The organism is Anabaena azotica FACHB-119, from assembly GCF_014697625.1.
In the GTDB taxonomy this organism is placed as follows: domain Bacteria; phylum Cyanobacteriota; class Cyanobacteriia; order Cyanobacteriales; family Nostocaceae; genus Trichormus; species Trichormus azoticus_A.
Map to the genome: position 1 here is coordinate 34,584 of NZ_JACJSG010000051.1, position 19,888 is coordinate 54,471.

The 19,888-nt window shown below is 42.3% G+C and carries 17 protein-coding genes; 7 read left to right on the top strand and 10 right to left on the bottom strand.

Annotation, left to right across the window (positions count from 1 at the left end):
• Positions 1-7: 7 nt before the first annotated feature.
• Complete coding sequence (locus H6G83_RS28185) at positions 8-802, bottom strand: hypothetical protein (protein ID WP_190478227.1); 795 nt, start codon at positions 800-802, stop codon at positions 8-10.
• Positions 803-1,367: 565 nt separating this feature from the next.
• Here H6G83_RS28185 and cobU point away from each other — a divergent pair.
• Together cobU and H6G83_RS28195 are read left to right on the top strand one after the other, a co-directional pair.
• Positions 1,368-1,922: a bifunctional adenosylcobinamide kinase/adenosylcobinamide-phosphate guanylyltransferase gene (cobU, locus tag H6G83_RS28190; protein WP_190478229.1), complete on the top strand. Its 555-nt coding sequence runs from the start codon at positions 1,368-1,370 to the stop codon at positions 1,920-1,922.
• A gap of 130 nt (positions 1,923-2,052) precedes the next feature.
• Positions 2,053-2,481 carry a hypothetical protein gene (locus tag H6G83_RS28195; protein WP_190478231.1) on the top strand — a complete coding sequence of 143 codons (429 nt, stop codon included), beginning with the start codon at positions 2,053-2,055 and terminating at the stop codon, positions 2,479-2,481.
• 117 nt (positions 2,482-2,598) lie between these two features.
• Here the strand turns inward: H6G83_RS28195 and H6G83_RS28200 are convergent, their stop codons facing one another.
• Entirely contained in the window at positions 2,599-2,991 is a 393-nt protein-coding gene (locus tag H6G83_RS28200) for a thiol-disulfide oxidoreductase DCC family protein (protein WP_190478259.1), read from the bottom strand.
• A 294-nt stretch (positions 2,992-3,285) separates the two neighbouring features.
• Between H6G83_RS28200 and H6G83_RS28205 the strand changes: the two genes are divergently transcribed.
• The 3 genes from H6G83_RS28205 to H6G83_RS28215 all read left to right on the top strand — a co-directional run bounded on the left by H6G83_RS28205 (position 3,286) and on the right by H6G83_RS28215 (position 6,123).
• Complete coding sequence (locus H6G83_RS28205; RefSeq protein WP_390822984.1) at positions 3,286-4,206, top strand: helix-turn-helix domain-containing protein; 921 nt, start codon at positions 3,286-3,288, stop codon at positions 4,204-4,206.
• Positions 4,207-4,488: 282 nt separating this feature from the next.
• Positions 4,489-5,055, top strand: coding sequence for a DNA starvation/stationary phase protection protein Dps (gene dps, locus H6G83_RS28210; protein ID WP_190478233.1), 567 nt, complete (start codon positions 4,489-4,491; stop codon positions 5,053-5,055).
• A gap of 351 nt (positions 5,056-5,406) precedes the next feature.
• Complete coding sequence (locus H6G83_RS28215; protein ID WP_190478235.1) at positions 5,407-6,123, top strand: pirin family protein; 717 nt, start codon at positions 5,407-5,409, stop codon at positions 6,121-6,123.
• A gap of 273 nt (positions 6,124-6,396) precedes the next feature.
• Here H6G83_RS28215 and H6G83_RS28220 read toward each other — a convergent pair whose 3' ends face one another.
• The 6 genes from H6G83_RS28220 to H6G83_RS28245 all read right to left on the bottom strand — a co-directional run bounded on the left by H6G83_RS28220 (position 6,397) and on the right by H6G83_RS28245 (position 13,943).
• Complete coding sequence (locus tag H6G83_RS28220) at positions 6,397-7,773, bottom strand: cytochrome P450 (RefSeq protein ID WP_190478237.1); 1,377 nt, start codon at positions 7,771-7,773, stop codon at positions 6,397-6,399.
• A 205-nt stretch (positions 7,774-7,978) separates the two neighbouring features.
• The gene (gene nuoB, locus H6G83_RS28225) at positions 7,979-8,680 is read right to left on the bottom strand and encodes an NADH-quinone oxidoreductase subunit NuoB (protein ID WP_190478239.1); all 702 of its coding nucleotides are present in this window, start codon (positions 8,678-8,680) and stop codon (positions 7,979-7,981) included.
• A 1,358-nt stretch (positions 8,681-10,038) separates the two neighbouring features.
• The gene (locus H6G83_RS28230) at positions 10,039-11,682 is read right to left on the bottom strand and encodes an acetolactate synthase large subunit (protein ID WP_190478241.1); all 1,644 of its coding nucleotides are present in this window, start codon (positions 11,680-11,682) and stop codon (positions 10,039-10,041) included.
• Positions 11,683-11,794: 112 nt separating this feature from the next.
• Positions 11,795-13,162 (bottom strand): NAD-dependent succinate-semialdehyde dehydrogenase, encoded by a 1,368-nt coding sequence (locus H6G83_RS28235; RefSeq protein ID WP_190478243.1) that lies wholly within the window; start codon positions 13,160-13,162, stop codon positions 11,795-11,797.
• 174 nt (positions 13,163-13,336) lie between these two features.
• Complete coding sequence (locus H6G83_RS28240; RefSeq protein WP_190478264.1) at positions 13,337-13,660, bottom strand: type II toxin-antitoxin system PemK/MazF family toxin; 324 nt, start codon at positions 13,658-13,660, stop codon at positions 13,337-13,339.
• A 58-nt stretch (positions 13,661-13,718) separates the two neighbouring features.
• The gene (locus H6G83_RS28245; protein ID WP_190478245.1) at positions 13,719-13,943 is read right to left on the bottom strand and encodes a ribbon-helix-helix domain-containing protein; all 225 of its coding nucleotides are present in this window, start codon (positions 13,941-13,943) and stop codon (positions 13,719-13,721) included.
• 334 nt (positions 13,944-14,277) lie between these two features.
• On the opposite strand from H6G83_RS28245, the gene H6G83_RS28250 reads away from it, so the two are divergent.
• Complete coding sequence (locus H6G83_RS28250) at positions 14,278-15,393, top strand: hypothetical protein (RefSeq protein ID WP_242044879.1); 1,116 nt, start codon at positions 14,278-14,280, stop codon at positions 15,391-15,393.
• A 137-nt stretch (positions 15,394-15,530) separates the two neighbouring features.
• Here the strand turns inward: H6G83_RS28250 and H6G83_RS28255 are convergent, their stop codons facing one another.
• The gene (locus H6G83_RS28255) at positions 15,531-15,773 is read right to left on the bottom strand and encodes a hypothetical protein (RefSeq protein WP_190478249.1); all 243 of its coding nucleotides are present in this window, start codon (positions 15,771-15,773) and stop codon (positions 15,531-15,533) included.
• Positions 15,774-15,938: 165 nt separating this feature from the next.
• Entirely contained in the window at positions 15,939-18,938 is a 3,000-nt protein-coding gene (locus H6G83_RS28260) for a UPF0182 family protein (RefSeq protein WP_190478251.1), read from the bottom strand.
• A 397-nt stretch (positions 18,939-19,335) separates the two neighbouring features.
• On the opposite strand from H6G83_RS28260, the gene H6G83_RS28265 reads away from it, so the two are divergent.
• Positions 19,336-19,779, top strand: a complete 444-nt coding sequence (locus tag H6G83_RS28265) for a cyclic nucleotide-binding domain-containing protein (RefSeq protein WP_190478253.1) — start codon at positions 19,336-19,338, stop codon at positions 19,777-19,779.
• Positions 19,780-19,888 lie beyond the last annotated feature (109 nt).

Here is a 19,888-nt window from a genome sequence, read left to right on the forward strand (position 1 = left end):
TAAAATTTTAAGATTGTTGAATGTGACTGTGTAAAACTACAAGGCTTTCGGCTAGTTGACTGAGGCGAGTTTCTAGATATTGCTTGCGTCCCAACAATTGACGGAGTTTTTGGTAACGAGCGATCGCCATACTCACACTAACTAACTGATCCGGTGGACAAGGACGTGACCAAACTTTCCCGGAATTATCCAATCCACACAGATGATAACCAGCACGGTAGGCTTGATCAGTTACTCTCCCATCGTTAGCACAAATTTCTTCTACAAAATTCATCAGGCGATCTACTTCCGCATGGCGTAATGTTGCCTTACCACTGGTTTCTGGTTCGCTAGGATTAGATTCTAACCAACCATTGACAATTGGCCCTTCTAAGTAAATATCTTGGATTTGTTGTAATATATTGTGCAGTTCTTGCTGCCAGCCTGCTACTTGTTCTTGAATTTCTTGCAATACATTCATCGCCAGCGCTGGATTTGCGCCGTGACGATGATTACTGAATGTAGGTGTTTTAAATTTTGGCAGGCTTGGTGTTTTGCCTAATCCCTCTTGTGCGGGAAAAGTTTGTACAGAACTGTGGTGAGGAAAAAAATCTTGTTCCGCAGCAGGCTGATTGTGATTGTCTATACCCAAGGCTTGTGTCTGTTCTGGGCTTTTGCTCTCACTTTCTGCCGCCTCTTTGGCTGTAACACTGATTCTAAAAGATAAGGGGCGTTTTTTGGGATTACTTACTTCTGTTGCAGCAATGTCCCTTGTACCCAAATCATGTAATGTTGCCTCAATGCGTTTTATGCCTGCTTTCATATATTTACCCTGAAATCTACGTTCCCCAAAACTGTTTAATAATTCGGAATGGGGGTGTTAAGATTTTTTAGCTTGTGCCAATTTTGGCATAAATAATGCTGGTGATAATTTTATCTCTTAAAAGTTATTTATTGTCATTAAATTTTCATGGTTGGGGAGCAGGGGAGCAACCCACCCCTAACCCCCTTTCAAGGGCAGGTTTTTTACACTTCGACCCAAAAACACTGATTTTAGGGTGTAAGGGTATAAGGGTGTAGGGGTGTAGGGGTAGATGAAAGTCTGATAATTTCCTGAATCTTATAGTCCTCACTGATTACTTTATGAAAAACCTGCCCTTAAGAGCCCCTAACCCCTCCCAGGAGGGGAAAGGAGCAGGGGAGCAGAGGAGCAGAGGAGCAACCCACCCCTAGCCCCTCCCAGGAGGGGAACCCAGCAGGGGAGCAGGGGAGCAGGGGAGAAAATATTCATCATCACTGACAACTGATAACTGATAACTGATAACTGATAACTGACAACTGATAACTGTCAACTGTCAAACAAAGCGCAATCAATTGAGGAACCGGCTTTGGGAAAAACGATTTTAATTACGGGGCCTGCCAGATCAGGGAAAAGTGAATGGGCGGAAACTTTAGCAATACAATCAGGGAAAACTGTTATTTACGTCGCTACAGCAACTACTATCCCTGATGATGCCGAATGGCAAGAACGCATTCAACAACATCAAAATCGCCGTCCTCAAGATTGGGTAACTTTAGAAGTACCAACTACATTATCCGCAACTCTGGCAGATACCAAGCCAAGCAGTTGTGTTTTAGTAGATTCTTTGGGAACTTGGGTGGCTAATCTTTTAGAAGAGGATGAGGTGAGTTGGGCGAATACTGTGGCAGAATTTTTAGTTACAGTCCAGCTAGTTGCTGCTGATATGCTGTTTGTTGCGGAAGAAACAGGTTGGGGTGTAGTTCCAGCATATCCTTTAGGACGCACATTTCGCGATCGCCTGGGTTCTCTAGTCCGGCAATTAGGGGCGATTTGTGAAACTGTCTATTTAGTTACTGGTGGTTATGCCCTCAATCTCAGCACAATTGGCACAAAATTACCAGACTCAGCAAATTACGAATAGTTAAGCACTAATTGAGAAATATTAAGAGAGCTTGATTATTATGCTGAGGTGCAAAGTCAGACCAATTTTTAATAGAAAATTAATCTGTTAGGTATACAGATTTCCTGAGTACCGATTGTAAGATCATGGTATGGCAACCAAAGAAGAAGTTAAAAGATATCTAGCCTACTGGTTTCAGTTAGGTAAGAAAGTAGTGATCGGTAGTGAGGAAACACGCTTGTTGCCTCAACCTGTATTCCAAGGCGATCGCTATAGTCAAGCATTTGAAGACTGTTGGCAAAGGATTCTATCATCATCTGGTGATTCTTATCTAGACGGCACGGAAGAAACTATTGCCGAACTGTTAACACCAGCATGGGACATGGTAGATTGCAGTCGTTGTTCTATGCCAGTACCCCTACGAAATATGGGTATGCCTCCGGTATCATGTCCTTGTGTTAATTTACCGGGTTGGCCTAATACCGAGTTACCAGGGCCAAGATGTCCAATTAATAACCAAGAGCAACTCATGGCTATCCGTAATCGGCTGGTGGGAAATTTGACTGCTGTTAAGCAGTAATTAGTAATAAGCGAATTTTTTGGTGTTGACAGTTGATAGTTAACACTACGGTATGATGGTGGGCAATGCCCACCCTACAACTACTGAGATTTTTTAGAAATCAATAGTTAACTTGCCTTAGCTGGCACTACCATAGGGTGATTGATAAGTGCAAGAGCGCTTACCAAACAGGGTGTAACGATGATCGCGGATTTGGGCGTAAATGCGATCGCCTACCCATTTTACACCCGGTAAAGCTCGATAAGCGTCTACGAAAATAGTCCCCAATGGCAATAAACGACCGATTTCTTCGGCTGCATCACTGCCTTGCCAACGTCGTTGCGGATCATTGGCATCGATTAAAATCATCCCTAGCTCACAACCTTGGGGTGTGATTTCCCATTGAGCGATCGCTTGCTCATCTTGCATGGGGAAGTAACGAAAAATCTTGCCTTGGTCTAAGGTTTCCAGTAATTGTACTAGAGAAACGCAGAGATTACAATTACCATCATAGATAACGTAGTAATTTATCGAACTCATAAGCTGGTATTTGGCAGGGGAAAGGTAACGAACTCAAGAGCCTTTTCAGGTAACGATTGGGGAATTTACCTCTATTTTAATCTATCTGGCAAATGCTACATTTCTATAATTTATGCAGATATTAAGTATACAAACTATTTTAATATAGTATGTGTTCAGAAAATTTCAGTGAAATTACAAATTAGACTTACTAACTCAAGTTGTATCAGATTTAGTTTGTCAAAAAATCAACTAGGCTGTCTGAAATACTGAATATATTGTTACAGCAAAACCCAAAATTTTGGGATGAGAATGATGTTGCAAGAGAAAATCGTCACTGTTGATTTTACTCAAGAAGATGCCTGTTTAGAAATTCTCCCGCGATCGCCTCTGGTATCTAGTTATCATGAGCGATGGGAAGGTGTGCGATTAGATGTTCATCAACAACCTGCCCATGAAACTCCAGAACATAGCCCGCAGCAACACGTTGTTACCGTTAGCCTAGAACCGCAAATAGTGCAATCAGAGCGAATAATTGATGGACGTTTGCAGCAAGAGAATATAGCTAACGGAGATGTAGCCATTATTCCTGCTTATACTTATCATATATCACGCTGGCAATCAGAGGCAAAATTTCTCGTCCTCAGTATGGAACCAGCTTTTTTTACACGTATGGCGATAGAAGCCGGAAATTTAGAGAAAATTCAAATCAAACCGCGTTATGCAGCACCAGATCCCTTGATTCAACAGATTGGATTAGCCTTGCAAACAGAACTAGAATCTAATGATCAGGCTAGTAAGATTTATGTTGAATCTCTAACGACCACGCTGTGTATCCATTTACTTAAGTACTATTGTGTAACAAGCAACGCTAAATTTGACAATCATGAGCATAAAGGACTATCGCACTGGAAGCTCAAACAAGCAATTTCCTACATTCATGAAAATCTCGACAAAGATTTGAGCTTAGTAGATATTTCTGCGACTGTGGGAATGAGTATGTATTATTTTTCGCGCCAATTTAAACAGTCAACTGGTTTAGCACCCCATCAGTATGTGATGAATTGCCGAATTGACCGGGCGAAAAAGCTACTAAGTCAAACAAACCAAACCATAGAGCAAATTGGCTCCCTAGTTGGCTTTCAAAGTCAGAGTCATTTCACAAATGTATTTCGTAAACTTACAGGGATTACGCCCAGAGTCTACAGGGAACAGGTGAAGATTTAATTGGGGTGTGGGGTGTGGGGGAGGTGGGGGAGATGTGGGAGCAGGGGAGCAGGGGAGCAGGGGAGAAAATATTCATCATCACTGACTACTGTCAACTGATAACTGACTAATCCCTAATTTCAACGAAAAACAGCTCTAATATAGCGCGTTAAGATATTTTTGCCATCCATCGTTGGCATTTATGTGGGAAATTTAAGCAATCTACCGTTGGAGAGTTACGCACAAGTGGCACTTAATCCTACTATCTAGAGAGTTAATTCGTACAAGCCATTAGGTAGAATCATGAGTGATAATACTCTGTCATCACGTCTCTATCCCACCCGCATCGATATTCCTGCTGAAACAAGGGTGCAAATTGTTCGTATCCTCAACCAAACTTTAGCAGCTAGTTTGGACTTGAAAACTCAAGCAAAACAAGCCCACTGGAATGTTAAGGGTACTGATTTTTATCAATTGCACGAATTGTTTGACGAACTAGCTGGGGAGTTAGAAGAGTTTATTGACCTGGTTGCAGAAAGGGTAACTGCTTTGGGTGGTTACGCTGTGGGAACAGCACGCGCCGCCGCTCAAAATTCTATTCTGCCTGAGTTTCCCTTTGATATTTTGGATGGTAGGGAGTATGTAGCAGCGCTAGCAGATCGCTTTGCACCTTACGCCAAGCACTTGCGGGAAGCGATCGCCAAAACAGATGATTTAGGTGATGCTGATACCGCAGACCTTTATACTGAAATCTCTCGCACTATCGACAAGCGACTCTGGTTCCTAGACGCGCATCTACAAGCAGCCGCAGTCACAAACGGAAATGGTTCATTTGGTAATAAAACTCAACAGCCAGCAACTGTTAGATAAACTTTTTTTGGGAATCTCTATTTTTGCAACTTAATAGTATCTTTTTAGTAAGTACGCCACTTTTTAGTGCGTACTTTTCATTTTATCTGGCTATACTTTACTATTTATATATGAGAAATTAATTCGTAATTAAAAAATTAATCAAGCATTTTTGAGCAATGGTAATGATTTTTTACGCTTGATTAATATCAGTCGGGCAAATTGAATGTAGGGATAACAGTAACAACCATATCATTGCTTTGACGCTGCATTGCCCAGCCTAATAGTAGTTAATTTTAGCCAAAATTAAATTTGATTCCTATCCTTTCTTAATTACGAATTAAGAATTACCAATTAACAAGGAGTTGACTAATGTCTCAAAATACAATTAACTATCTAATTCATGATAGAAATGCACGCGGTCGTAGCCAAACTGGTTGGCTTGATAGTTACCACACATTTTCTTTTAGCAGTTTTTACGATCCTAACCGGATGGGATTTCGCAGTCTCCGAGTAATTAACGACGATCGCATTGCACCAGGTGCGGGATTTCCCACTCATGGACATCGTGACATGGAAATTCTCACTTATGTCCTCTCTGGTGCAGTAGAACATAAAGACAGCTTGGGTACAGGTTCTGTAATTCGTCCCGGTGATGTGCAAATTATGAGTGCTGGTACAGGAATTCAGCATAGTGAATTTAACCACTCCAGCACAGAACCACTGCATTTATTGCAAATCTGGATTTTACCCGATGAAAAAGGATTAGCGCCAAGGTATGAACAGAAAGCTTTCACCCCAGCAGAAAAACTTGGTCAACTGCGGCTAGTTGCGGCTAAGGACGGGCGTGATGGTGCGGTGACTATTCACCAAGATGTTGATATCTACGCCTCTGTTTTGCAACCGGGTGATGTGGTTAATTATCGCTTGAAAGGCGATCGCTATGCTTGGTTACAAATCGCCCAAGGTGTCGCCACCTTAAATGGTGAACAATTAAGAGCAGGCGATGGTGTACAAATCAACGGTGAAGAACAACTACAAATTAGCACTGAAATCGGTACAGAATTGTTACTGTTCGACCTGGGCTAAAAATAGGGGCATAGCAGGGGGGTTTCATACAATCAGAGAAAAAAACTCGTTTGTTTCAAAGCCTCTCCCCCCGTGGGGGAGCCAGTGCGTTGCGGTGAGTGCAGCCACACGTGCGGCTCTGCCGCCGGGTGGACTGCCGAACCCGGAGGGGGGTTCCCCCCGTTGTAGCAACTGGCGTGAGAGGTTTGGAGAGAGGGCAAAATCTCTGCTACAACACCAGAAATCAGAACTTATAAATTTTTCTTTTTCTGTATGAAACCACACTTACACCCTTCACCCCTTCACCATCAAACGCACACCGCCGGGTGGGGCAAATACTATACCCCGACGCACAGGTTTAAGCGGCACTTTATCCAACAATTCCAGTGAATATTGAGAGAGAATAGTAGCTAATACTAACTTCATTTCAAATAAAGCAAATGCGCTTCCTAAACAGCGACGATTACCACCACCAAAGGGGATAAATTCATAAGGGGAAAATTGACGTTCAAGAAACCGTTCTGGTTTAAAAAGTTCAGGTTCTGGATAAATATCTGGGCGCTGATGAGTTAAATATATACAAGGTGAAATCATCATCCCTTTTGGTAAGTTGTAACCCATGAAATTCATCGGTTGTTTGAGAACTCGCGGGAAGCTAAAGAAAGTTACTGGTGTAATTCGCAAGGTTTCTGAACAGACAGCATTCAGGTAAGGTAATTGAGTAATTGCTGTTGGGTCTGCATTGGCTATATCAAGAGAATTGAGTTCTTGCAGTAACTTCTGGCGGACTTCGGGAACGTAATGCACCCAATATAATGCCCATGATAGAGCGATCGCAGTCGTTTCATGTCCAGCAAACAGCATGGTCATCAACTCATCCCGCAACTCTACATCAGTCATGGGTTGACCATTTTCATCACGCGCAGACAATAGTAAACTGAGGATATCTTCACCATTAGCTTCCGGTTGCTGGCGACGTTCCCGAATCTCTTGATAAAGCAGTTCATCGAGTTGTTGTCGGCGACGGATAAACCTACCCCAAGGAGTCCAAGGGCCTAAATCTCGCTGCAATGCTTTGAAGAATAGGAAAATAGCACTTATGGGTGTATTGAAGGTATCCAACATTTCCACCAGGACTTCCTTAATTTGTTGGTAACGCTTCCCTTCCTGTAACCCAAAAACTGTACGTAAAATCACTTGCAGAGAAATTTCCTGCATATAGGAACGGGCGGTAAACTGTTTACCAATCACCCATTTACTAGTTACTTGATCAGCAATTTCACGGATTACCTGACCATAAGTTCGCATCCTTTCGCCATGAAACGAAGGCATTAATAGTTTACGCTGTTGTAGGTGGCGATCGCCATCTAGCAAAATTAGCGAGTTAGCACCTACCAAGGGTTGAACTACATAATTTCCTGAACCTGATTCAAACAACTGAGAATCAGCCGTAAAAAGTTCTTGAATAGCTTGGGGATTACTAATAACTATTTGTGTAGGAAACACACCCAAGTCAGAAGTGAATATATCACCGTAGCGCCGTTCTGTTTCTTCTAAACTTTCGATTGGTCGTAAAATTACCTTGAGCATCTGTAGCCATTTAAAGTTACTGCTTCCACCCGGTAATTTGATAACAGCTTCATTCGCAAAACTTTCTTGTAAGGTAATCATCGGATATACTCCTAACTTTTTAGTTCTTCACAGGGGTAGTAATTAAGTGATAAAAAAAGTCCTTTTGGCGGTGAGTGTAGCCACAGGTGGGGTATGAAGTGCCTGGTAGACTGCCTTAGCTTGCTTCTGTTTTGGAGTCCCACAGGGTAATTGCTTTCTACCATTACCCATTACCCATTACCAACCCCCAAGATATGATAAGTATTTAAGCAGAAATGATATGACTAATCACTAATGAATCTTGACCATTAACCAATGGTAAACCTGTTGCTGCTGTTAGTTCTGGCGGTAGAACTTCACGTTTTGAACTTCTAAGATATTGTCCATCCAAAATCGGCTCAACTACCTTCATTTGATGGGTAATACTGTGATAACGGTGAGTTTGCTGTGTTTGTTGTAGTTCTTGGATACTTTCATTAGCAATTTTCTTCCGCAGTTTAATGATGGCATCGATCACTGCTTCTGGTCTAGGTGGACATCCCGGAATATATACATCAACTGGAATTAACTTATCCACCCCACGCACAGCTGAGGGAGAGTCAACACTGAACATTCCCCCAGTAATTGTACAAGCTCCCATTGCAATCACATACTTAGGTTCTGGCATTTGTTCGTAGAGACGCACCAGATTTGGTGCATATTTCATAGTAATTGTGCCGGCGGTAATCATTAAGTCTGCTTGACGTGGAGTAGCGCGAGGAATCATTCCATAACGTTCCATATCAAAGCGGGAAGCATAAGCCGCCATAAACTCCATAAAACAGCAAGCTGTACCAAACATCAGTGGATACAAACTGGACATTTTCGCCCAGTTATAAAGGTCATCCACTGTGGTAAGAATGAAGTTCTCAGATAAATTTTGAGTCACTTCGGGGCGTTCAACCGGATTGATAATTGAACTAGTCATGAGATCCCCCTAAAATTGAGGCTATTGTGAGTTTTTCAGGATATAGCAGTTTCTAACTACATGAGGACTTACGCATGAAAACGAAAAATCAAGGGTTTTGACAAGGGTATAGGGGTATAGGGGTGTAGGGGGGGTAAGCCTTCAAAACCTACACCCTTACACCCTTACACCCGGTTACTGAGCGCAGTCGTTCGCGTAGCGTCCCGAAGGGAAGTATACACCCAGTCTTAACAGATAACATTGGTGCGTAAGTCCTGTATATGAGGTACAGCCAAAAACGCTATAACTACAGTCTCTCTGTCCTGAAAAATCTACGCCAGTCAAGATAAAGGCGTTAAGCCGCTAACTTAAGAGACTTCCAGATAAAAATATCCAAAATGTCAGGTGCGCTACTTACGAGAGACCCCAGCTATACCAAGACAATACAGCAGTTTTGCTATTTGTGAAATACTGTAGAGACGTTATATGTAACGTCTCTATATGGTTTTGGGTTTTACGCTTGTACCTCATTTACCAAAAATATGCTGTATTTGTAAGTAGCGCACCCTACTAACAGTCTTAAGCGCAACGTTAAGATACAGAACTCTAGCCTCTAGTTCCCTTGTTAATCGTGAAAAGTATTCGGATTTAAATCAACGGGAAAAAGAAAAACTTCTTTATTCGCCTCACTTTTGATTTTATGATGCAGTTCAATTGCTTTTTTTAAAGAGCAATATTTAATCGGAACCCAGTACCCATCGCTGAAAAAATATAGGACAACCCGATGATTTAGGTATTGATCCAACGGAAGGGGAATTTGCCAATCTGAAGTCAACATCTAATTCTATAGGAGTATATTTACGATGAAAAGCACGAGTTTTCTATTTTATTCTTATTCATACTATTGATATAAAGTTATCATGCTAAACCATCTGTAGTTAGGTTACGCATTACTACAAAAGTTAGGTTATAAGTTTATTAAAATCGCTCTTTTACTACTTTCGTATTGCACAAATCTACGATATATAGCAGATAATTTTGTAGGCAATACCCACCAGCTTTTTGTAAAAAATGTGTTATTTTCTAGTAAATGAATAGTGCGTTATTTAATTATTAATGGCTATAAAGTAATACAGACATAGACCGATGAAAATTATTTTCTATTAAGTATTGCGGGTATAATAAATTTCTTATATGGTGACAATACTCGCCTTGTTGTTAAGCTGGAATAATTTGTTTAAATATTAATAATTATGGATAAAGTAATGTTTGTAGTAAGCACTTTAGTGCTGAGAAAAAATTAGGACTAAAGTCCTTACTACGAACTTAAGTAATCCTGTGAGGTCAATTTATTGAGGAAACAGCCTCACTATAGTTGATTAAACAGAACAATTTAACTCACCAGCTTTTTGTGTAAAGCGGCGGTTTTCTCGGTAATCAACAGGGCAATCAATTACAGCAGGAACATCTTGTGCTAAGGCTTCTTTCAGTACAGGAATTAAGTCTAAAGCTGATTCAACTCTATAACCTTTTAAACCCATACTTTCGGCTAATTTCACAAAGTCTGGATTGCCAAAATGTACAAAGGATGATTGTCCTTTACCAAAATGATTTTCTTGTTTCCATTCAATTAAACCATAGCCGCCATCATTGAAAATTAAGGTGACAAATGGTGTCCCAACTCGTAAGGCGGTTTCTAATTCTTGACAATTCATCATGAACCCACCATCACCAGTAGCGGCTACTACTTTACGGTTAGGATAAACGAGTTTGGCAGCCAAAGCACCAGGAATAGCTATACCCATCGCCGCAAAACCATTAGAAATAATACAGGTATTAGGACTATGGCAATGATAATGACGGGCTATCCACATTTTATGAGCGCCAACATCAGAAATGACGATATCATCTGGCCCCATTACCTGGCGCAAGTCATAAATTAATTTCTGTGGTTTAATTGGATAGCCATCATCGTTGGCATATTGCTCGTAATCTGCTCGAATATTGCTTCTTAAATTGATAGCATAAGGATTAGGTTTACCTTGTCTATCTGCTACTTTTAAGATTTCTGCTAAGGAATCAGAAATATCTCCTACTACTTCTACATTGGGGATATAACTACTATCAATTTCCGCAGAAATTGCCCCAATATGCACGATGGGAATTTTACCTTCGGGATTCCACTTTTTAGGAGAAAATTCAATCAAGTCATAGCCGATCGCAATTACTAAATCTGTATTGTCAAAGCCGCAAGTGATGAAGTCTCTTTGTTGCAATCCTACTGACCATAAAGCCAAGGGATGAGTATAGGGAATCACACCTTTACCCATGAAAGTGTTAGCAACAGGGATATTCATTTGGGTGGCAAATTGGGTAACAGCATCACTAGCGTTAGCCCTAATTGCACCATTCCCAACTAAGATTAAGGGATTAATGGCTTGAGAAATGGCGGCGGCGGCGGCGCGAATACTGGCGAAGGATGCGAAGGTTTTTTCGCTATTATCTTTTTGCAGTGGTTTGCCCTCTACGGGCATTGCGGCAATATTTTCTGGTAAATCTATATGAACTGCACCGGGTTTTTCAGTTTGCGATCGCTTGAAGGCTTTCCGCACAACTTCCGGTGTAATACTCGGACGCACTATCTGTTTAGTCCACTTAGTTACCGGGGCAAACATCGCCACCAAATCTAAATATTGATGGGATTCGATGTGCATTCTATCTGTTCCCACTTGCCCAGTAATTGCCACCAAAGGCGCACCATCTAGGTTAGCATCTGCCACCCCAGTCATTAAATTAGTTGCTCCAGGCCCCAATGTAGACAGACACACGCCAGCTTTTCCGGTCAAACGTCCGTAAACATCTGCCATGAAAGCTGCACCCTGTTCATGTCTGGTTGTAATAAATTTTATAGATGAATGTTTCAGCGCTTCTAAAACGTGTAAATTTTCTTCCCCTGGAAGACCAAAAACATATTCCACACCTTCATTTTCTAAACACTTTACTAATAGTTCTGCTGTATTCATTTTCAAATCCTCACTTGCGATAAATATTTTGGGTAATAGGTAATAGGTAATGGGTAATGGGTGATATCAACTACCAATCACCAATTACCAATTACCAATTACCAATTACCAATCACTTCACCCAAACAGTTTTTACATTCACAAACTCTTGTATGCCTTGAATGCTTAACTCTCGGCCGTACCCAGAACGTTTTATGCCCCCAAATGGTAGTCGGGGGTCGGATTTTACTAAACCATTAATAAATACTGCGCCTGCTTCGATTTCGCTAATTAAGCGATCGCGTTCTTGGTCGTTGTTTGTCCAAGCACTCGCACCTAACCCAAAAGGTGTAGCATTAGCTAGTTTAATCGCCGCATCCAAATTTGGCACGCGAAATAACAAGGCTACTGGGCCGAAAAATTCTTCTTGGGCGATGGGTGCGTCAATTGGGATATCTATGATAATTGTTGCTGGGTAAAAGTTGCCAGGGCGATCGCTTAAAGGATAGCCGCCAGTCAAGACTTTACCACCACTTTGCATGGCCCTTTGCACTTGTTGGTCTAAGTCTTGGAGGATATCGGGGGTAGCTAATGGACCTAAATCAGTGTCGGGATGTAAGGGGTCGCCAATTTTCAAGGCTGTGAATTTCTCCAACAGCAGTTTTTCAAATTGATCTGCGATCGCCTCTGCTACTATAAAGCGTTTGGCGGCAATACAAGATTGCCCATTATTTAACATCCTGGCTGTGGTAGCTGTGGCGGCGGCGGCGGCTACATCAGCACTTTCTAACACGATAAACGGGTCACTTCCCCCCAACTCCAAAACCGTTTTTTTAATTTGTTTCCCAGCCGCCGCCGCTAGGGAAGCCCCGGCTGGTTCGCTTCCGGTTAAGGTAGCCGCTTTTACTCGCTCATCAGCAATTATCTCGGCAACTTTCGCCGCCCCAATTAACAGAGTTTGAAATACACCTTGACCAAAACCAGCCCGCCGGATAATATCTTCGATAGCTAAAGCGCACTGTGGTACATTTGATGCGTGCTTGAGTAAGCCTACATTCCCCGCCATGAGTGCAGGTGCGGCAAAGCGGAACACTTGCCAGAAGGGAAAATTCCACGGCATCACCGCGAGAATAATACCCAAGGGCTGATAGCGGACAAAGCTATGGCTGGCATCCGTGTTTACGCTGACATCAGCTAGAAAATTGGCGGCATTTTCTGCATAGTATCGGCAGACAATAGCGCATTTTTCGACTTCGGCAATAGCTGCTTTATAAGGCTTGCCCATTTCCAAAGTCATTAATTTAGCAAAGTCGGCCTTTTCTTGCTCTAGAATATCTGCTGCTGCTTGCAAAGCACTTGCACGCTCTGCAAAACTCGTATGACGGTACTTTGCAAAGGCCTGAGCAGCCAAATCTAATTTAGCGGCAATTTCTGCATCGTTGAGCGGCTCAAAGGTTTTGAGCGTCTCCCCAGTGGCGGGATTGATGGTGGCGATCGCCATTGCCTAACCTCCCGTAGGAAAATAGCTTCAGGTAGCTTCTTAGTGTTACACATATTCTCCAAAGTCAGCTACCATTCAAATTTTAGCCTTTTAGACTTTAATCTCACCAAAATTGTATCATATAATACTATTTTTTGGTAAAAGGCTACACCTCGTCATAGGCATTATGCCTAATCAACTCAATCCCAAATGTAACTTCAAGGCAGCATCAATTAATACCATCATCTCTTCATCTAAACTACCCACTACTTCGCCCATAATTCGTTCCTTAGAAATTGTCCGTACTTTTTGCGCCTGGACTTTAGAAGGTTTTGTGAAACCGCTAACCTCTGGATTTAGCAGCACTTCAAAAGGATAAACACGGTTAACATTAGAAGTAAGCGGTAAAATTGTTACTGTAGTAGCAACAAGATTACTAATATCATTACTGACTACCAGCACTGGACGGCGTTTACCCATTTCCGAACCAAGCGTAGGACTAAGGTCAGCATAATAAATATCACCCTTACGGGTTCGGCAGTCCGCTCAAGTCGGGAAACCCGCCCACGCGGCTGCCTCACCACGTTTCATTTGCTAGACCATCTGCTACTGCCACATTCCAATCACTGTCAACTTCCGCAGATGCTTCTCGATAAGCTGCTTCTAGTTCTCGATTTCGCAGTAACTCTAATGCTTCCTCAATGACTTGAGAACGAGATTTACATCCTTTATTGGATTTGTAGTTTTCAATAAACTCCACTAAGGATGGTGGTAAAGAAATAGATAGTTTTTCCGCTTTCATATTCCTACCAAAAAGTAGTAAATAAAATTACTCCTATTATAGGAACTTAATTGGCAGCCCCAACCGTTCAAGTAAGCCTATTAATTAACCAATTCATAACCAATCCCTCATCAAAAATCGGTAATCTAAATTCCTGACTGGAATGGCGTGGGTAAAAACTACTTTTCCCAATGCACCCACGAACCGAAAAATATAGCAGATTGCAAGCGATTAGAATACAGATTCATCTGCGTTCATCTGCGTACCCTTCGGGAAGGCTTCGCCAACATCTGCGTTTAATTATTTTTCCTGTAACTCACGCTCGTTGAAAAGCGCTACAAATGAGGAGATGATGATGACCAAGCTTGGCTACTCACTTTTTCGACGCTTCACTAATGCAGGTTTGTTCTACAAAATCTGTGTACTAGTCCTGAGTTTAGCGTTGGTATTTACTAGTGTGGAAAAAGTAGTTGCTAGAGATTATGGGAACGCGAATATAGCCTATGAGATTGGACTTTGGGGTGATGTACCCTACTCGGCAGCACAGGAAATTGGGGTAATAAATTTAATTCAGGACATGAACTCCCATAGACTTGCTTTCACTGCTCATGATGGTGATATCAAAGCGGGTTCTAATAGCCTTTGCGACGATGCGCTGTACGCCAAGGTACTTGGCTACTTCAATGGGTTGGCAGCACCAGCAGTTTTTACACCGGGTGACAATGATTGGACTGATTGCGATCGCCCTTCCAATGGCAGCTACAATTCACTTGAGCGCCTTGACTACGAGCGTCGGGTATTCTTCAATACAAAATTTACCCTGGGGCAGCGTCGGCTAGCCCAGGAAGTGCAGACAACCCCACTTTGCCTTGGTGTCAACGGTGCAGTTCCTTGTGTGGAAAACCGTCGTTGGACAGTCGGTAGGGTGACTTATGCGACAATCAATATTCAGGGTTCGTGCAATAACTTATGCGACACCGCACCCAACCCAGCAGAATACACAGCGCGAAACGCCGCCGATATTGTATGGTTGCGAGAAACTTTTAGAGCGGCGAAAGAACGCAACTCAGAGGCTGTCATGTTGATTTCTCAAGCCAATCCGGGGTGGGATCAGAGCGACCCAACCAGAGCGCCTTTACGAAATCCCAGGACGCTGGAACAAACTGATGGACAACCTGATGGCTTTAAAGACTTTTTATTAGCGTTGCGCGATGAAGCGATCGCTTTCCGTCAGCCAGTTGCTTACGTACACGGTGACTCGCACTACTTCCGCATTGACAAGCCATTCCTAGACTCTCAAGGTAGAAGGCTGGAAAACTTTACTCGTGTTGAGACATTTGGTAACAATCAGGCAAACGGGACTAATGATGTGCAGTGGCTCAAAGTAACTATTCATCCCCGAAGCCGAGAGATATTTTCATATCAGCAGCAAATTGTTCCTAGTAATCGAGTAGCAGTTCCAGCACCGTAATAGGGACTGGGTATGGGGTTAAATTTCTTTAGCGATCAGCTACCCTGGAAGGAAGGCGATCGCCGGATAGATACACAAACTACACAAAAAGTCAAGATACCAAGCAATTTTCCCGCCTGTTACCTGTTACCTGTTACCTATCTTTTGACATACTCAAATAACGAAACCAACTGCTTGTGACGCTTGTGTCCTTTTAACCATTGTTGACAAGCTTCCTTCACAAGTCGTTGCTCTTCTTCTGTCAACTCTTCCTCTGACTGTCCAGAGGCTAAAATCTTCGCCACTTTTGCAGCTTTTTCAAACTTCACACCGTACTTGACCAACTGAGTGTGAAATAATCTCTCCTTTTCTTGCTGTGATATGAAAAAGTTACCTTTCATGAGCAGTAGGATTCTAAAGAATTTATTTTGTAATATTTAGCTATCAAATCTACTTATCACTATTATTTTGCCCGATGTTAAGTTTCTTTAACTTCCATCAAAAGATATATGAGTAGATATGCTTAAGATTTTCTTTAGAATTGAGGGAATCTCGCATTCTCCTGTTTATCCCGGTGGTATACCTTCCTCAAAAGGACGAATAATTGGTGGTTCTGGTGTGAGTTCTGGTTGAAAGATACCCTGTAAAGCTTGTTCTAAAGTCTGCGCCATGATAATGCGGTTTTCGTAAGCGACAACTACCCGCACTAATGTTGGTAAGCTGTTTTGTGTTGCTTCTAAATAAATTGGCTCAACGTATAATAGAGATTGTTCGATCGGAATTACTAACAAATTCCCTTGAATTGCTCTCGAACCCTGACGATTCCATAAGGAAATTTGCTGAGATATTACGGGGTCTTGATTAATGCGTGCTTCGATTTGCTCTGTCCCATATACAAGGCGTTCTTTAGGGAAGTTATACAGTAACAACTTACCGTAGTTCTCACCATCCGATCGCGCCGCTAACCAAGCAATTAAATTAGTCCGTTGTTTGGGTGTGTAGGGTAACAATAACAGAAATTCTTCAAAGGGAACTTGAGGTAAGCTGGTAATCAAATAATAAGGTTCTACTGGACGGGGTTTATCACCGTAAATTTCATTGGGAATTTGCCATTGGTCTTCTCTGTTGTAAAATACTTGGGTGTCGGTCATGTGGTAAGTCATCAACCGCTCAGATTGAATTGAGAAGTAATCTAGGGGATAGCGGATATGACTGCGGAGAGTGGTTGGCATATCACTCAGTTTTTGCAACATCCCAGGAAATATTTTTGACCAAGTAGCAATGATAGGGTCTGTGGCATCAGCTATGTAAAATTTTACGCTACCGTTATAAGCATCAATAACTACTTTGACGGAGTTACGAATGTAATTGATACCCTGACTATTGGGGTCTGAGTAGGGATAGCGATCGCTAGTAGTATAACCATCAATAATCCAATACAAGTAATTATTTCTACCGGGAAAAGCAGGACTACCTTCAGCCGCCACTAAATAGGGGTCACTATCAAATTTGATAAAAGGTGCGATCGCCCGAATCCTATTTTTGACATTGCGGCGAAATAATACCTTTGTTTCTGGTAAAAAGTCCCTTGTAAATAACATTTGCCAATCTTTCAGATACATGGCAAATAGTCCCCTGCGCCAACCATTACCAATAGTTACACCACCCAAACCATCATAGGTGTTGTAAGCGTTATCACTACCACTAGGATAGTCCAACTCTCTTACATTTGTACCAGTCATTACGTAAGTATTGGTAATTTCACCGTAGTAAATGCGCGGTTGTCCGATGGGAACGCTGTCACGAATTGGTTCATTAGCAGTAGTCAACGCACCTTGATTATTTCCCCCAATATCTTTCACAAAGTATTCTGGGAGTCCACCTGTCCCAACCACATTTACCGGACTCATGGTAAAGCCGTAGCCGTGGGTATAAATTAAATGACGGTTTATCCAGGTTTGCGCCTGTTGTGGCACTGCACTGTAATCTAGTTCTCTAGCAGCAATTAATACCTGTCGCCGTTCTGTAGATTCACTATTGGCTGTGTTGGTTGTTTGTGGGGGTTGTGCTGGTCTATTTGCTGATATTTCTGTTTCTAAGGTGTAGCGGTCAATATCTGCATCAGGGAAGCGATAGTAAGGGCGAAATTGTTGCAGTTGACGGTTAGTTTCTAACAGTGGTCGTTGATCCCACAGTCGAATATTGCGAATTGTTAAATCATTGGTTTTGAGATCAGCCGTAGTCAAATTGCCTTGGGGATTAAATGTGATGGAATCAATTGTTTCTATACCAAACGCTTGTCTAGTTGAGGCAATTGTACGCTGAATGTATGGTTGTTCTCGTTGTAATTCATTGGGCTGAACAATCAAATATTGGACTATAGTAGGTAAGATATAACCTGCTGCGGCTATAAGAAATAAATAAATACCCAAGCCGTAAAATATAAATCGACGAGACTGAGACTTAGACCGCCAAAAAATCGTCCGCCACAACAGGTAGAGTGCGATCGCTAATCCCACAACACACAAAGCGTTATAAGCTGGTAACTGTACATTCACATCAGTATAACTAGCGCCATAACTCACCCCACGGGCAGAATAAACCAACTCATAACGACTCAACCAATAACTAAAAGCCACCATCAACATTAACAAGCCACCCATACCGGAGAGATGGCGTTGCTGTGGGGATGAAAAACCGGGGAAAATTCCTTGACTGAGACTATCGGCGGAGAGGAGATAAGTCAGAGTCACGGCGATAAAGCCATATAAGCACATCCCCATCAACCACAGTTCTAACAGTTCCCACAATGGCAGGGAAAATATGTAAAAACTGATATCTTGATGAAATAAAGGGTCAGTGTTGTTGAAGGAAGTGGGGAAAAAATACTGTAAAACCTTAGTCCAGTTGTAAAACAGAATTGTCCCGAATACCACACTCAGGCTCAGGGCGATCGCACCCAGGGCAAACTGTGAGTAAATAAGAATAGCGATCGCTACACCTACAATTAAGCCTACAGATAAAACTTGAGCAGTTAACTGTCTACCCAATTCCCAGATAGTTTCTAAGCGAAATGGGGTAATTATAGGTATATTGTTGTTAAATGCTGGATACCAGTAGGAAACAGCTATTTTTCCATAGTGAACCAGAATTAAACCTGCTAATAAACTTAAGCTTAAAGCCAGAGGTAGCAGCCACCGAAACCTGAAAGGTCGCATTCGCCCATCAGATACCTTAGCTGTATTCAACTGAGAATATGGAGGACTGAGATAGTTTTTTAGTCCCACAGTCAAAACAGCTTCTTCTTCCCTAACTTCCGCAATTTTCAAAGACTGGGGATACTTCAGCCGTTGCGCCAAAGCCAAATTTCCCAAAAGATAAACAGCACTCACACCCACAGCCAGTACCCACAAAGCCCCACGACTCACCAACCGCAGGAGAAACACTTGCAGATAGCCGACTTCTTGAAACCAAAGAATTTCCGCACCCAAGCGCGAACCCAGATCCAAGAATAGCCAAAGACCTACAAAGACTATTAAGAGTCGAAAGCACCATTTCCAAAACATTCTGTAACTGGGGACTGGGGACTGGGGACTGGTTTGCAAGTCTGTTATTGTCGAGGTTTTATCAAGAAGGGGAAAGGGGAAAGGGGAATTGTTCTTTCACCCTCATACTTATTATGAATCTCCGTGGTATTTTCTGCCGCCTTGAGTCAATCTTTAGCTTATACTTACTTGCTAGGCAGAAAACATCAGAGAGTGGAGGAGATGAGGGACTATGGACTATGGACTATGGACTATGGACTATGGACTATGGACTATGGACTATGGACTATGGACTATGAACTATGGACTATGGACTATGGACTATGGACTATGGACTATGGACTATGGACTATGGACTATGGACTATGGACTATGGACTATGGACTATGGACTATGGACTATGGACTAATGACTAACTATGCTAAGTAGCGTTGACCGTTTATTATTTGTGCGACGAGTCCCGATTTTTAAAGAATTGCGGGATGATTTTATTGTGCGGCTAACCTCGGTGATGCACGAATTGCACTTTCCCGCCAATCATACAATTTTTAGACAGGGAGAAGAGGGGCGATCGCTATATATAATTGTTTCTGGTAGAGTCAGAGTGCATATCGGCGATAAACAACTGGCTGAAGTAGACCAGGGCAAATACTTTGGAGAGATGGCAGTATTTGATACACAACCCCGTTCCGCCTCTGTGACGACCATAGAACCTTGTGAATTTTTGGAATTAACCCAAGAGCAATTATATGATGCGATTGAAGAGACACCCGAAATCGCCGTAAATATTATTCGCGAACTATCTCGCCTAATTCGCCACCTCAACGATAACTTGAATATGACTACATCAAATGCTAGTTGACACTCCCCGCCCTATAAGTGCGGGGATTCTACATTCACAGACCCGCCTTTAGACAGCAGGCTCGCGCCAACCGCCCAAGAGGGCAAATCTCCTGTAGCGTAAGTTCCCG

Bases quoted from the DNA above. Each gene is read 5' to 3' on its own strand.
- H6G83_RS28185 (WP_190478227.1), bottom strand. From the start codon at position 802: ATGAAAGCAGGCATAAAACGCATTGAGGCAACATTACATGATTTGGGT.
- H6G83_RS28195 (WP_190478231.1), top strand. From the start codon at position 2,053: ATGGCAACCAAAGAAGAAGTTAAAAGATATCTAGCCTACTGGTTTCAG.
- H6G83_RS28205 (WP_390822984.1), top strand. From the start codon at position 3,286: ATGAGAATGATGTTGCAAGAGAAAATCGTCACTGTTGATTTTACTCAA.
- dps (WP_190478233.1), top strand. From the start codon at position 4,489: ATGAGTGATAATACTCTGTCATCACGTCTCTATCCCACCCGCATCGAT.
- H6G83_RS28215 (WP_190478235.1), top strand. From the start codon at position 5,407: ATGTCTCAAAATACAATTAACTATCTAATTCATGATAGAAATGCACGC.
- H6G83_RS28220 (WP_190478237.1), bottom strand. From the start codon at position 7,773: ATGATTACCTTACAAGAAAGTTTTGCGAATGAAGCTGTTATCAAATTA.
- nuoB (WP_190478239.1), bottom strand. From the start codon at position 8,680: ATGACTAGTTCAATTATCAATCCGGTTGAACGCCCCGAAGTGACTCAA.
- H6G83_RS28230 (WP_190478241.1), bottom strand. From the start codon at position 11,682: ATGAATACAGCAGAACTATTAGTAAAGTGTTTAGAAAATGAAGGTGTG.
- H6G83_RS28235 (WP_190478243.1), bottom strand. From the start codon at position 13,162: ATGGCGATCGCCACCATCAATCCCGCCACTGGGGAGACGCTCAAAACC.
- H6G83_RS28245 (WP_190478245.1), bottom strand. From the start codon at position 13,943: ATGAAAGCGGAAAAACTATCTATTTCTTTACCACCATCCTTAGTGGAG.
- H6G83_RS28250 (WP_242044879.1), top strand. From the start codon at position 14,278: ATGACCAAGCTTGGCTACTCACTTTTTCGACGCTTCACTAATGCAGGT.
- H6G83_RS28255 (WP_190478249.1), bottom strand. From the start codon at position 15,773: ATGAAAGGTAACTTTTTCATATCACAGCAAGAAAAGGAGAGATTATTT.
- H6G83_RS28260 (WP_190478251.1), bottom strand. From the start codon at position 18,938: ATGTTTTGGAAATGGTGCTTTCGACTCTTAATAGTCTTTGTAGGTCTT.
- H6G83_RS28265 (WP_190478253.1), top strand. From the start codon at position 19,336: ATGCTAAGTAGCGTTGACCGTTTATTATTTGTGCGACGAGTCCCGATT.